The sequence below is a fragment of the Rhizobium sp. TBD182 genome (genome assembly GCF_001950375.1).
GTDB lineage: Bacteria > Pseudomonadota > Alphaproteobacteria > Rhizobiales > Rhizobiaceae > Agrobacterium > Agrobacterium tumefaciens.
Map to the genome: position 1 here is coordinate 363,199 of NZ_BDLN01000002.1, position 13,039 is coordinate 376,237.

The window sequence follows — 13,039 nt, forward strand, 5'->3', positions numbered from 1 at the left end:
ATGTTCTCAAAAATACTGATCGCCAACCGCGGCGAAATCGCCTGCCGGATCATCCGCACCGCCCGCAAGATGGGCATCCGCACCGTCGCGGTCTATTCGGATGCCGACCGCGACGCCATGCATGTGGCGCTGGCCGACGAGGCCATTGCGATCGGTCCTGCACCTGCCCGCTCGTCGTATCTCGATGCTGAAAAGATCATCGCCGCCGCACAGGCAAGCGGCGCGCAAGCCATTCATCCCGGTTACGGTTTTCTCTCGGAGAATGCCGGTTTCGCCGAAGCCTGCGCCTCTGCCGGCATCATTTTCATCGGCCCGACACCCGATGCCATCCGCGCCATGGGCGGAAAAAGCGAGGCGAAGGCGCTTATGGCGAAGGCGGGCGTTCCCGTGGTGCCCGGCTATCACGGCGAGGATCAGGCCGACGAAAAGCTTGCCGGCGAGGCAGAAGCCATCGGCTATCCGGTTTTACTCAAGGCTTCAGCTGGCGGCGGTGGCAAGGGCATGCGCGTTGTCCGTGAAAAGCGTGAATTTGCGGCAGAACTCGCCGGCGCAAAACGCGAAGCGCTCGCCGCCTTCGGCAATGACCGTATGCTGATCGAGAAATATCTGGAACGGCCGCGACATGTGGAGGTGCAGGTCTTTGCCGATGGCCATGGCAATTGTCTTTCGCTTTTCGAGCGCGATTGCTCGATCCAGCGCCGGCACCAGAAAGTCATAGAGGAGGCCCCTGCCCCCGGCCTGCCCGATACGCTCAGGCAACGCATGTACGACGCGGCGGTCGCCGCCGCCCGCGCCATCGACTATCGCGGGGCTGGAACGGTGGAGTTCCTGCTCGACCCGTCCGGCGCGTTCTATTTCATGGAAATGAACACGAGGCTTCAGGTCGAGCATCCGGTCACGGAATATATTACCGGGCTCGATCTGGTAGAATGGCAGATCCGTGTTGCGAATGGAGAGGCGCTGCCGGACGACTGGGGCAATCTGCGCATCAACGGCCATGCCATCGAGGCACGGATTTACGCCGAAGACCCGGCGCATGATTTTCTGCCGTCAATCGGCACGGTCAGCCACCTCGCCTTTCCGGAAGAAGGACCTCACCTTAGGATAGATAGCGGCATACGCACCGGCGACGCCATCAGCGTGCACTATGATCCGATGATCGCCAAGCTGATCGTCTGGGACTACGACCGTCCGTCTGCCGTGCGGCGTCTGCGTCTTGCACTCGAAAAACTGGCGATTTGCGGCGTCACCAGCAATGCCGCCTTTCTGACACGGCTTGCGGGGCTGGATGCTTTCGCCGCCGCCGAACTCGATACCGGCTTCATAGCCCGCAACGAAGCGGTGCTTTTTGCCCCCGGAGCCACGAGCGAGAACGAAATAGCTTTGGCCACGCTCGGCCTGCTTCTCTCACGCCGGAACGGGGCCAAGCCGCAGGCCGATCCTTATAGCCCTTGGAACAATACGAACTCTTTCCGCCTCAATGCGCCAGCGAGGGAAACCCTGCGTTTCGTCCTGGATCAACAGCCGGTCGATGTCGCCGTTACACATGAGCCAGATGGTTTTTCACTGGAGATCGGCACGCGGGCTATCCGCGCTCATGGCAGCATTTCACAAGACGGCACACTGCGGGCGACCGTCGATGGCAGGCAAAGGCAATGCCGTTTCTTTGCCAGCGATAACGGCCACGCGCTTTTTCTGGATGGCGAGCACTATCGCATCAGCCAGCCCGACCCCGTCGATGTAGCGGATACCTCCACCCATACCGGCGGTCTGGAAGCCCCGATGCCCGGCGTCATCCGCGCCATTCTAAGCAAGCAGGGCGCAGCGGTTGAGGCCGGTGACGCGCTTGTGGTTATGGAAGCGATGAAAATGGAGCACACTATCCGTGCGCCAGCAAAAGGCACCGTCACCGCCATCAACTGCGCCGAAGGTAATATGGTCGAAGCCGGCGCCATGCTGGTGGATTTCGAACCGGAGGGCGCATGAGATGGCCTTGCCCAAAACCGTCAAGATCGTCGAGGTCGGTGCACGTGATGGCCTGCAAAACGAAACTGCTGAGGTTCCCACCGCCATCAAGATCAGGTTGATCGAGCGGCTGGCTGCGGCCGGATTGGCGGCGGTGGAGGCAGGAGCCTTCGTTTCGCCAAAAAAAGTTCCGCAAATGGCAGGGTCGAAGGAGGTGCTTCTAGGCCTCAAACGACATCCCAATACCGGCTATCCGGCGCTCGTTCCGAATATCAAGGGTTTCGAGGCCGCCGTTGAAGCCGGTGTGACGGAGATAGCCGTTTTCGTGTCCGCATCCGAAGGCTTCAGCCAGCACAATATCGCCTGTTCGCGCGCCGAAAGCCTCGAGCGCCTGCGCGATGTTTCGGAGGCAGCGGCCAGCCGTAACATCCGCATGCGCGGCTATGTCTCCTGCATCGCGGGTTGCCCCTATGACGGCGCGGTCGCACCCGAAGATGTGGCGGCGATGGCCGAAGCGCTTGTCGCCATGGGATGCTACGAAATCTCGCTCGGCGATACGATTGGTGTCGGCACGGCCGGGCAAATCCGCAAGCTCATCCAACATGTATCGACCCGCATCCCGTGCGAAAAACTCGCCATGCATTTCCACGACACCTATGGGCAGGGCGTCGCCAATGTGCTGGCTTCGCTTGAGGAAGGTATTTGTGTGTTCGACAGTTCCGTGGCCGGGCTCGGCGGTTGCCCCTTTGCGCCGGGCGCAAGCGGCAATGTCGCCACCGAAGACGTTGTTTATCTCCTGCACGGGCTTGGCATCAAAACCGGCATAGACCTGATGGCGGTGGCGAGAACGGGAGACTGGATAAGTCGCCATCTCGGCAGGGTGAATGCGGCACGCGCAGGTAAAGCACTGCTTGCCGTAAAGATGGAGGATAATGCACATGGTGGGTGAGCTGTTGAGCGAGAAGCGCAAGGACGTTCTGTGGCTGACGCTTAACCGGCCGGACGTCCACAACGCCATGAACGCCGCGATGACGGACGCCTTGATGCATGCGATCCGGACGGCCTCCAGCGACGGCGACCTGCGTGCGGTTGTGATAACGGCGGCGGGCGACCGTAGCTTCTGCTCAGGGGCCGATCTGAAGGAAAGCGCTGGTGGCATGTTCCTCTCGCGAGACGGAACGAACCCCATCGCCAATGTGATGCGCGCTATCGAGACCTGCAACAAAATCGTCATCGCCCGCGTCAATGGCCGGGTGCTGGCGGGTGGGCTAGGCCTTATCGCGGCCTGCGATCTCGCTTATGCCGCCGATCATGCTGAGTTCGGCCTGCCGGAAGTTCGCGTCGGGCTTTTCCCGGCCATGGTGGCGGCGAAACTTCTGGCCAAAATACCGCTGAGCCGCCTCCACGAAATGGCCTATCTGGGGCAACCGGTCACCGCCGCAGAGGCCGAAGGCTTCGGCCTCATCAACCGCACGGCGCCACGTGCCGAACTCGATGGCGTGATCGAGGGAGTACTCGCCCGCTTGCGGCAGAACGCGCCGGGCGCAGTCGCCGCCGGAAAGGCAGCGCTGCTGACGATGCGCGACATGCCGGCCAGTGAACGGCTCGCCTTTGCCGAAAGCGTCATCGCGAAGATCAGCAGCAGCGAGGAGGCGCGCGAAGGCAGAGACGCCTTCGCTGGAAAACGCCCGCCGCTCTGGACTGGCGGGTCCTGAACCACCGCTCAAGGTCTTAATCGATATAATGCCCACAGCCGCGTTGACCCCGTTCGGCAAATCGAGTTCTATCCACCACCTTTCGCCGGAGGGCGATCGGGGAGCCGGAGGAGAACCTATGCGCCTTGTAAAAACCGTCGCCGAGTTGCGCGGTCTGACCGCCACGTTTCGTCGCGATGGCAAGACCGTCGGCTTCGTGCCGACCATGGGTTTTTTGCATATCGGCCATCTGACGCTGGTTGCCAGGGCGAAAGCGGAGAACGACGTGACGGTGGTCTCGATCTTCGTCAATCCGCTGCAATTTGGAGCCAATGAGGATCTTGCCCGTTACCCCCGCGATCTCGCCCGCGATAGCGCGCTGCTGGAAGAGGCAGGTGTCGACATTCTTTTCGCACCCGAGGTTACGGAGATGTATCCGCGCCCGATGCAGACCGTGGTGGATGTGCCGGAACTGGGAAGCCAGTTGGAAGGTGCGGTACGGCCGGGGCATTTTGCCGGGGTTACGACTGTTGTCACCAAGCTTTTTAATCTCGTGCAGCCGGATGCCGCCTATTTCGGTGAAAAGGACTACCAGCAGGTAACGCTGATCCGGCGCATGGTGGACGATCTCGCCCAGCCAGTCCGCATCGTTCCCGTCGCCACCGTACGTGAGGAGGATGGGCTCGCCTGCTCCTCACGCAATGTCTACCTGAGCCTTGAAGAGCGTGCCGCCGCCGTAATTGTGCCGCGCGCGCTTGATGAGGCCGAGCGGCTGTACGATGAGGGCTGCGACGACCCGGCCACTTTAGAAGCGGCGATAGAAAAATTCATCGCCAAGGAGAAGCTGGCGTTGCCCGAAGTCGTGGCGGTGCGTGATCCCGACACGCTGGCCCCCGTGGCTTCGCTGCAGGCGCGGCCTGTGCTGGTGGCACTGTTCGTGCGGGTCGGCAGCACCCGCCTTCTCGACAACCGCGTCATCGGACGTGATAAAACCGGCAAACAGGAGGCTGCACGATGAGCACGCACGCGAAACAGAAGCGGCTGACGACAGCCTCCATCAAGCAAATGAAAGGCGGTGCGCGCATCGTCTGCCTCACCGCCTATACGACGCCGATTGCCCGCCTGCTCGATCCGCATTGCGACCTGCTGCTGGTTGGCGATTCAGTCGGCATGGTACTTTATGGCATGGACACGACGGTCGGCGTCACCCTGGATATGATGATCGCCCACGGCCGCGCCGTGATGCGTGGTGTGGAACACGCCTGCGTCATCGTCGATCTCCCCTTCGGGACCTATCAGGAATCAAAGGAACAGGCGTTCCGCAACGCCGTGCGGCTGATGCAGGAAACCGGCTGTGATGGCGTGAAGCTGGAAGGTGGTGAGGAAATGGCCGAAACCATCGCCTTTCTCGTGGCGCGCGGCATTCCGGTGTTCGGCCATGTCGGGCTGATGCCGCAGCTGGTCCACACCGCCGGAGGTTTCCGCTCTCTTGGACATTCAGATGCGGAAACGCAGAAAATCTGGCGCGATGCGATTGCGGTCGATCAGGCCGGTGCTTTCGCCATTGTCGTGGAAGGTACCGTCGAGCCGCTTGCGCGCGAATTGACCGAAAAACTCTCCGTCCCGACTGTCGGCATCGGCGCATCACCGGCCTGCGATGGGCAGGTGCTGGTTTCCGACGACATGCTCGGTCTCTTCACCGATTTCAAACCGAAATTCGTCAAACGTTTCGCCGATCTGGGTGCGACCGTTTCACAGGCAGCGGCAGGTTATGCCGAAGAGGTGCGCTCCGGTGCGTTTCCGGGGCCGGAGCACACGTTTCAGGTCCGCAGGCAATCGCCTTCGGCGGAGTGAGGGAACGGCGCAGAGGAGTTGGTGAGGTGGTGACGGACACCTTCACCTTCGTCATGCTCGGGCTTGTCCCGAGCATCTGCTACCTATCTATTTTGTGAAATGTCGGCAGATCCTCGGCACAAGGCCGAGGATGACGTCGCGTTTGAGGCAAGGTTTGTAAGCAGGCTCGGATTCTCCGCCTGTCGCCTCAAACCCCAACCCCTAAACAATCCCGCCGCTGCCACCGACCGAAGCCGGGCGTTCCGCCGCAACCCGTTTGCGATAACCACTCGCTCGGTAGGTGGCAACAGGATCGATCGCGCCGCCCGCCAACTGCCTTGCTTTAGCGAGAACCGGCTCGACATCGGTGCGATAGGCCCGTTTCAGCGTATCGGAGGCCATCAACGCATCGTTGTCTTGCTGGTAGCCATCCAAAGCCGCGCGATCCACCAGCAGCGCCTGCGCATAGGCGCGGCGGATTTCGTTGGCACTGGAAATCAGGCTTTCGATTGGGTCGGTCACATTGTGCGACTGGTCGATCATATGGGCGGGATGGAAGCCCTTCACGCCACGATGTTCGGCATCTACCAGCTCGTTGAAGACGAGGAACAGGCGGTAAGGCTCGATGGAGCCGGCATCCAGATCGTCATCGCCATATTTCGAATCGTTGAAGTGGAAACCACCGAGCTTGCCGAACTGGATGAGCCGGGAGACGATCATCTCGATATTGGTGTTCGGCGCATGGTGACCGAGATCAACGAGGCAGAACGCCTTTTCACCGAGCGTATTGGCGATGAGGTAATTGGTGCCCCAATCCTGCACGACGGTGGAATAGAAGGCCGGCTCGAACATCTTGTGTTCGGAAAAGATGCGCCAGTCATCCGGCAGCGCCTTGTAGATATCGGCCATGGCCGCGAGATAGCGCTCGAAACTTCTGGTGAAATTGCTCTGGCCGGGGAAGTTGGAACCATCGCCCACCCACACCGTCAGCGCCTTGGAACCGATGGCTTTACCGATCTCGATACATTCGATGTTGTGCTCCACGGCTTGGCCCCGCGTTGCGGCATCGGTGTGGCTGAGCGAACCGTATTTGTAGGAATGGCTCTGATCCGGTGCATCCGAGAAGGTATTGGAATTCATGGCGTCGAAGCCGAGACCCAGCGTGTCGGCATGGTCCTTCAAACGCTTCGGGTCCTGCTTGTCCCACGGAATATGCAGGGAGACATTCGGGGTCGCCCGTGTCAGCTGGTTGATGACGGCGCAATCATCCAGCTTGTCAAAAATGCCGCGGGGCTCACCTTCGCCCGGAAAGCGGGCGAAACGGGTGCCGCCGGTGCCCACGCCCCAGGATGGAACAGCGACGAAGAATTCCGCGACCTTGGCGGTGACAGCATCGATATCGATGTTGCGGCGCGCAAGCTGGTTGCCCAGCGCATCGTAGTCGTCCTTCAGCGCGGCGGCGCGCTTGTCGTTTTCGGCCGCGATCACATCGGCGGCGATTTTGGTGTCGGTCATCTCTTCCTCCCCGGAATCGGTCCAGTGCATGCTCGATCATTGCCCCCTCCGTCATTCCGGCATTCAGCCGGGATGACGGATGTGAGACGTGCCGAAATTCCTACCGCGTAAAGCTCTGCGCATTGCCGGCATCGACATTGATGATATTGCCGGTTGATTTGGCCGACGCGTCGGACGCCAGGAAGTAGATCGCTTCGGCGATGTCTTCCGGGAATACATTGAGCTTCAGCATCGAGCGCTTGCGGTAATGTTCCTCCAGATCGGTCACCTCGATCTTGGACGAGGCCGCGCGCTGCTCGCGCCACTCGCCGTTCCAGATCTTCGAACCGCGCAGAACGGCATCGGGATTGACGGTGTTGACGCGAATGCCGGCTTCCGCCCCTTCCAGAGCAAGGCAACGGGCAAGATGGATTTCAGCCGCCTTGGCCGTGCAATAGGCAGAAGCATTGGGCGAAGAGGCAAGACCGTTCTTCGAGGCGACGAACACCACGTTGCCGCCGAGATTTTGACGCCTGAGTAGCCGGAATGCTTCTCGCGACACAAGGAAATAACCCGTCGCGAGAATATCGATATTCTTGTTCCACATGGCAAGCGTCGTGTCTTCCACCGGTGCAGACGAGGCGATGCCGGCATTGGAGACGAGAATATCCAAGCCGCCAAATTCCACGCTCGCTTCCGCAAAGGCGGAAATGACCGCGTCTTCCTGCGTTACATCCAGCCTGACGCTGCGCACCGCATCAGCACTGTAGCGCTTCGCGAAATCGCCCTTGGCCGCTTCCAGCGCCGCCTCGTCAATATCGGCGAGAACAACGCAGGCGCCCTCCGCTGCCAGCCTTTCCGCCGTCGCCCGGCCGATGCCGCCAGCGCCACCGGTGACAAAGGCCACGCGTCCGGCAAGGCTTTTCGGCTTCGGCATGCGCTGGAGCTTTGCCTCTTCCAGCAGCCAATATTCGATATCGAAGGCTTCCTGTTCGGGTAGGCCCTGATATTCGGACACGGTGGAAGCGCCGCGCATGACGTTGATGGCGTTGACGTAAAATTCACCGGCGATACGGGCGGTTGCCTTGTCCTTGGCGAAGGACAGCATGCCGACACCGGGGATCAGGAAAATCACGGGGTTCGGGTCGCGTATATCAGGCGAATTATCATGGCGGCACGCCTCATAATATCTGACGTAGTCGGCGCGGTATGCCTCTAGCGCCTTGTCGAGACCGGCTGTCAGCGCATCCACATCGGGATTTGCCGTATCGAGATCGAGGATCAGCGGGCGGATTTTCGTGCGCAGGAAATGATCCGGGCAGGAGGTGCCGAGATTTCCGAGCGGCTTCAGATCCTTCGAATTGACGAACTCCAGAACCGCGTCCTGATCATCGAAATGGCCGAGCTTGCGCTCCTCGCGGCCGATCCGACCACGGATTTCCGGCATCAACCGTGCTGCAATCGCGCGGCGTTCGGCAAGTGGCAGGCTCCTGGCAACGGCACCGCCGAAAATCGTCCTGCCTTCGGTCTTGGCCGCAAACCATTCGATCGCCTTGTTGATGATGGCGAGCGTCAGTTCGTAACATGTCTTGGCGTCGTTATCCCAGGTGAACAGACCGTGGCTTTCCAGCACAACGCCCTTGGCCTCGGGGTTAGCTTTTACAAAAGCCTCGAGATCGAGACCCAGTTGGAAACCGGGACGGCGCCAGGGAAGCCAGCCGATGTCATCGCCAAAGATCTGCTGCGTCAGTTCTTTCGAATTTTTGGAGGCGGCAATCGCGATGATCGCATCCGGATGCATGTGATCGACATGATCAAAAGGCACGAAACCGTGCAGCGGCGTATCGATGGAGGCGGCGCGTGGGTTGAGGTTGAAGGTGCAATGCGGCAGGAAGCCGACCATGCGGTCCTCATCCTCGACACCCTTGTAAATGCCCTTTAGCGCTTCCAGCTTGTCGAGATAAAGCGTCGCAAAGCCATCGAGCTTGATGGTACCGACATCGCCGCCTGACCCTTTAACCCACATAACGCGGACTTTCTCGCCCGTCAGCGGATCGGTTTCGAGCACCTTCGCGGATGTGTTTCCGCCGCCGTAATTGGTGATGCGCTTGTCGGCGCCAAGCAGATTGGAGCGATAAAGCAGCTTGCCAGGCTCATCGAGCGTTTTGGCATAGGCATCGTCCCAACGGCTTTCGAGAAGGCGGGATTTTCCCGTCATGTCTTCCTCCCAAGTCAAGTCTGCATTCGCGGTGCCGATATCGGCCCGCCTCCGTTGACGGCAGATATCGCGCATACAAAAGCATAATGTCAATCAAAAACGATCATAAATTTTCATGTTGCAGCGCGATATTGATTAATTTGATCGTTCTTGATTGACAACGTAAAGAGATTGCGAATAATCACAATCAGGAGGATCACATGCACGAACGCGAACGCCATCGCATCATCTTGAGCGCCACACAGGAAAAAGCTGTCGTGACGGTGCAGGATATTGCCGAACTGACGGATGCGTCGGAAGCAACGATCCGCCGGGATATCGCGTCCCTGCATGTTCAGGGAAAGTTACGACGCGTGCGTGGCGGTGCCGAAGCGGTGCATCCACCGCAGTTGGGCAATCTGGCCGCGCGACCGTTCCGCGTGTCCGAATCGGTCAACATCGACAAGAAACGCGCAATTGCGCGCAAGGCGGTTGATCTCTGTAATGACGGTGATGCGATCATCCTGAATGGTGGGACGACCACATTCCAGATGGTGCACTACATGGCGGCGCGACGGTTGCAGGTAATGACCAATTCCTTCGCGATTGCGGAGCATCTGGTCAAACATTCCAAATGCAATGTCAGCGTGCCTGGTGGCGCGATCTATCGCGATCAAAGCCTCATCCTGTCGCCCTTCGAAAACGATGCCATCCGCAATTTTTACGCAAGACGAATTTTTCTCGGCGCGCAGGGCATCGGCGCACTCGGCATCATGGAATCGGACGCGTTGGTGATCCAGAGCGAGCAGAAGCTGATGCGGCAGGCGGAAGAGCTGATCGTGATGGTCGATTCCTCGAAATTCAAAAAACGATCCAGCCTGATTTTATGCCCACTCGAAAACGTCTCGACCATCATCACCGATGACGGGATTTCGGATGAGGCGGCGCGGATGGTTGAAAATGCCGGCGTCGAATTGCTGATCGCCGGCGCAGCGGGGGATGGCAAGATAGCCAACCCGCCTGATGAGGAGGATTCCTCTTCGGTCGCTTGAGGAAGCACCGAAGAGAGGAACAGGTTCAAAAACGGGAGGAAAAGGAACATGAAACTTACACGCAGAACATTGACGAGCGTCCTGGCACTTAGCGCGGCGCTCTCCGTCGCGGGTCTTGGCGGCGTTGCCCAGGCAGCCGATGTGAAGATCGCGCTGGTGGTCAAATCACTTGGCAACGGCTTTTTCGAAGCCGCCAACAAGGGCGCGCAGGAGGCAGCAAAAGACCTCGGTGGCGTCGAGATCATCTATACGGGCCCGACCAGCACCACCGCGGAAGGCCAGATCGAGGTCATCAATTCGCTGATCGCGCAGGGCGTGGATGCCATCGCCATTTCCGCCAATGACCCGGACGCCGTAGTTCCGGCGCTGAAAAAGGCGGCGCAGCGCGGCATCAAGGTCATCTCCTGGGATTCCGGCGTGGCACCTGAAGGCCGCATTCTGCAGCTCAACCCCTCGTCCAACGCGCTGATCGGCAAGATGTGCCTGCAGCTTGCCGCATCGCACCTGGAAGGCGGCAAGGGCGATTTCGCCATCCTTTCTGCCACCACCACCTCCACGAACCAGAATATCTGGATCGATGAGATGAAGAAGCAGTTGAAGGACTTCCCCGGCCTCAACCTCGTTACCACCGTGTATGGTGACGACCTTGCCGACAAGAGCTACCGCGAAGCACAGGGCCTGCTTTCCTCCCATCCTGATGTAAAGGTCATCGTCGCACCGACGACGGTTGGCGTTCTTGCGGCCTCTCAGGCCGTGAAGGATGCGGGCAAGATCGGCAAGGTCTTTGTGACGGGCCTTGGCCTGCCCTCGGAGATGGCTGGCGCCATCAAATCAGGCGCAACCAAGGAATTCGCCATCTGGAACCCGATCGACCTCGGTTATTCCGCCACCCAGATTGCCTACCGCCTTGTGAAGGGTGAAGCAGACGGCAAGCCGGGCTCGGAAATCGAAGCCGGCCGCATGGGCAAGATCAAGGTTGGCGAAAATAGCGAAGCGGCCATGGCCGATCCCTTCATTTATGACGCCAAGAACATCGATCAGTTCTCGAAGATTTTCTGATCTGAATAATTTCCGGCAGTGCGAAGGCTAACCCCCTTTGTCCTGCCGGACATCTCCCCCTGAAGGGGGAGATCGATATGCCGCACCCGCTCGTTCCATAGGCAGGGTGTATCCGCTTGCCGATCTCCCCCCTTGTGGGGGGAGATGCCCGGCAGGGCAGAGGGGGGTGCCTCTCGCCGCTTCACTCAAAACCAACCGGTAAGACGGAATGATGCGTGCTGAAACCAAAATCTTAGACGTTACCGAGACTTCCAGCGCGACGCCCATTCTGGAAATGTGCGGCATCAGCCAGATATTCCCCGGCGTGAAGGCGCTGGATGGCGTCGATATCGCGCTTTATCCCGGCAAGGTCACGGCGCTGATCGGCGAGAACGGTGCTGGAAAATCCACGCTCGTCAAAATTCTCACTGGAATCTACCGCCCGAATGAAGGGGAAATCCTTCTCGATGGCCGGCCTGTCACCTTTCACGGCGCACAGGATGCCATCGATGCCGGCGTGACCGCCATTCATCAGGAAACCGTGCTGTTCGACGAGCTTTCCGTGGGCGAAAACATCTTCCTCGGTCATGCGCCCAAAGGCCGTTTCGGCCTCATTGACTGGAAGACCATCGATGCGCGCGCCGGGGTCCTGCTTGAACAGCTCGAAAGCACCATCGATCCGTCCATTCGGCTGAAGGACCTTTCCATCGCGCAGCGCCACCTCGTGGCAATCGCCAGAGCGCTTTCCGTCGAGGCACGTATCGTCATCATGGACGAACCGACAGCCGCCCTTTCCCGCAAGGAAATCGATGATCTCTTCCGCATCGTTGAAAACCTGAAGCGGCAGGGCAAGGCCATCCTGTTCATCAGCCACAAGTTCGATGAAGTATATGAAATCGCTGAAAATTACGCCGTATTCCGGGACGGAAAGATGGTCGGCGCGGGTAATCTCGCCGCCACCCCGCAGGACGAGATCGTGCGCCTGATGGTTGGCCGCGACGTGACCAACGCCTTTCCCAAGCAGGCGGTCACACTCGGCCCGACGGTTCTTTCGGTCCAAAATTATTCACACCAGACGGAATTTCGCGATATTTCTCTCGATCTGCGCAAAGGCGAAATTCTTGGCCTTTATGGGCTGATCGGCGCCGGGCGGTCGGAACTGTGCCAGTCGCTTTTCGGCATCACGCGCCCAGCCTCAGGACAGATTACCCTCAACGGCGAACCGCTCGTCATCCGTTCGCCGGAGGATGCGATCCGCGCCGGTATCGTTTATGTGCCGGAAGAGCGTGGACGGCATGGGCTGGCGCTGGACATGCCGATCTACCAGAACATGTCGCTGCCCTCTCTTGCCCGCACCTCTCGCAAGGGCTTTCTCGCCGCCGCAAACGAATTTGCTCTGGCGCGCAAATATGCCTCACGCCTCGACCTGCGCGCCGCCGCCCTGTCCGTGCCCGTCGGCACGCTTTCCGGCGGCAACCAGCAGAAGGTGGTGATTGGCAAATGGCTCGCCACGCAGCCGAAAGTCATTATTCTCGATGAACCCACCAAGGGCATCGATATCGGCTCCAAGGCCGCCGTGCACGGCTTTATTAGCGAGCTTGCAGCCGAAGGTCTCTCCATCATCATGATTTCATCTGAACTTCCCGAAATTCTCGGCATGTCCGACCGCGCCATCGTCATGCGCGAAGGCCTGATGGCAGGTCTGTTCGAACGCGCCGATTTTTCTCCGGAAAAGCTGGTGCGCGCTGCCACCGGCAACGCCTGAG

At 59.7% G+C, this 13,039-nt stretch carries 10 protein-coding genes; 8 read left to right on the forward strand and 2 right to left on the reverse strand.

Annotation, left to right across the window (positions count from 1 at the left end; genetic code table 11):
* The 5 genes from T18_RS10415 (at position 1) to panB (ending at position 5,513) form a co-directional block, all read left to right on the forward strand.
* Positions 1–1,986, forward strand: a complete 1,986-nt coding sequence (locus tag T18_RS10415) for an acetyl/propionyl/methylcrotonyl-CoA carboxylase subunit alpha (protein WP_003511185.1) — start codon at positions 1–3, stop codon at positions 1,984–1,986.
* A gap of 1 nt (position 1,987) precedes the next feature.
* The gene (locus T18_RS10420) at positions 1,988–2,914 is read left to right on the forward strand and encodes a hydroxymethylglutaryl-CoA lyase (RefSeq protein ID WP_003511186.1); all 927 of its coding nucleotides are present in this window, start codon (positions 1,988–1,990) and stop codon (positions 2,912–2,914) included.
* Positions 2,904–3,680 (forward strand): enoyl-CoA hydratase-related protein, encoded by a 777-nt coding sequence (locus T18_RS10425; RefSeq protein ID WP_003511187.1) that lies wholly within the window; start codon positions 2,904–2,906, stop codon positions 3,678–3,680. Before T18_RS10420 ends, T18_RS10425 begins: the two co-directional genes overlap by 11 nt.
* A 118-nt stretch (positions 3,681–3,798) precedes the next feature.
* Positions 3,799–4,677 carry a pantoate--beta-alanine ligase gene (panC, locus tag T18_RS10430; RefSeq protein WP_003511190.1) on the forward strand — a complete coding sequence of 293 codons (879 nt, stop codon included), beginning with the start codon at positions 3,799–3,801 and terminating at the stop codon, positions 4,675–4,677.
* The gene (panB, locus tag T18_RS10435) at positions 4,674–5,513 is read left to right on the forward strand and encodes a 3-methyl-2-oxobutanoate hydroxymethyltransferase (RefSeq protein ID WP_003511192.1); all 840 of its coding nucleotides are present in this window, start codon (positions 4,674–4,676) and stop codon (positions 5,511–5,513) included. Before panC ends, panB begins: the two co-directional genes overlap by 4 nt.
* Before the next feature lie 201 nt (positions 5,514–5,714).
* Here the strand turns inward: panB and rhaI are convergent, their stop codons facing one another.
* The gene (rhaI, locus tag T18_RS10440; protein ID WP_003511194.1) at positions 5,715–7,007 is read right to left on the reverse strand and encodes an L-rhamnose catabolism isomerase; all 1,293 of its coding nucleotides are present in this window, start codon (positions 7,005–7,007) and stop codon (positions 5,715–5,717) included.
* Between the two features lie 100 nt (positions 7,008–7,107).
* The gene (locus T18_RS10445) at positions 7,108–9,204 is read right to left on the reverse strand and encodes a bifunctional rhamnulose-1-phosphate aldolase/short-chain dehydrogenase (RefSeq protein ID WP_003511196.1); all 2,097 of its coding nucleotides are present in this window, start codon (positions 9,202–9,204) and stop codon (positions 7,108–7,110) included.
* 200 nt (positions 9,205–9,404) lie between these two features.
* On the opposite strand from T18_RS10445, the gene T18_RS10450 reads away from it, so the two are divergent.
* From T18_RS10450 to T18_RS10460, 3 genes are all read left to right on the forward strand, one after another.
* Positions 9,405–10,235: a DeoR/GlpR family DNA-binding transcription regulator gene (locus T18_RS10450; protein WP_003511198.1), complete on the forward strand. Its 831-nt coding sequence runs from the start codon at positions 9,405–9,407 to the stop codon at positions 10,233–10,235.
* A 48-nt stretch (positions 10,236–10,283) separates the two neighbouring features.
* A complete protein-coding gene (gene rhaS / locus T18_RS10455) occupies positions 10,284–11,294 on the forward strand; it encodes a rhamnose ABC transporter substrate-binding protein (RefSeq protein ID WP_003511200.1) in 1,011 nt (336 codons plus the stop codon).
* A 208-nt stretch (positions 11,295–11,502) separates the two neighbouring features.
* Positions 11,503–13,038: a sugar ABC transporter ATP-binding protein gene (locus tag T18_RS10460; RefSeq protein ID WP_046205617.1), complete on the forward strand. Its 1,536-nt coding sequence runs from the start codon at positions 11,503–11,505 to the stop codon at positions 13,036–13,038.
* The last annotated feature ends 1 nt before the right edge of the window (position 13,039 follow it).

Bases quoted from the DNA above. Each gene is read 5' to 3' on its own strand.
- T18_RS10415 (WP_003511185.1), top strand. From the start codon at position 1: ATGTTCTCAAAAATACTGATCGCCAACCGCGGCGAAATCGCCTGCCGG.
- T18_RS10420 (WP_003511186.1), top strand. From the start codon at position 1,988: ATGGCCTTGCCCAAAACCGTCAAGATCGTCGAGGTCGGTGCACGTGAT.
- T18_RS10425 (WP_003511187.1), top strand. From the start codon at position 2,904: ATGGTGGGTGAGCTGTTGAGCGAGAAGCGCAAGGACGTTCTGTGGCTG.
- panC (WP_003511190.1), top strand. From the start codon at position 3,799: ATGCGCCTTGTAAAAACCGTCGCCGAGTTGCGCGGTCTGACCGCCACG.
- panB (WP_003511192.1), top strand. From the start codon at position 4,674: ATGAGCACGCACGCGAAACAGAAGCGGCTGACGACAGCCTCCATCAAG.
- rhaI (WP_003511194.1), bottom strand. From the start codon at position 7,007: ATGACCGACACCAAAATCGCCGCCGATGTGATCGCGGCCGAAAACGAC.
- T18_RS10445 (WP_003511196.1), bottom strand. From the start codon at position 9,204: ATGACGGGAAAATCCCGCCTTCTCGAAAGCCGTTGGGACGATGCCTAT.
- T18_RS10450 (WP_003511198.1), top strand. From the start codon at position 9,405: ATGCACGAACGCGAACGCCATCGCATCATCTTGAGCGCCACACAGGAA.
- rhaS (WP_003511200.1), top strand. From the start codon at position 10,284: ATGAAACTTACACGCAGAACATTGACGAGCGTCCTGGCACTTAGCGCG.
- T18_RS10460 (WP_046205617.1), top strand. From the start codon at position 11,503: ATGATGCGTGCTGAAACCAAAATCTTAGACGTTACCGAGACTTCCAGC.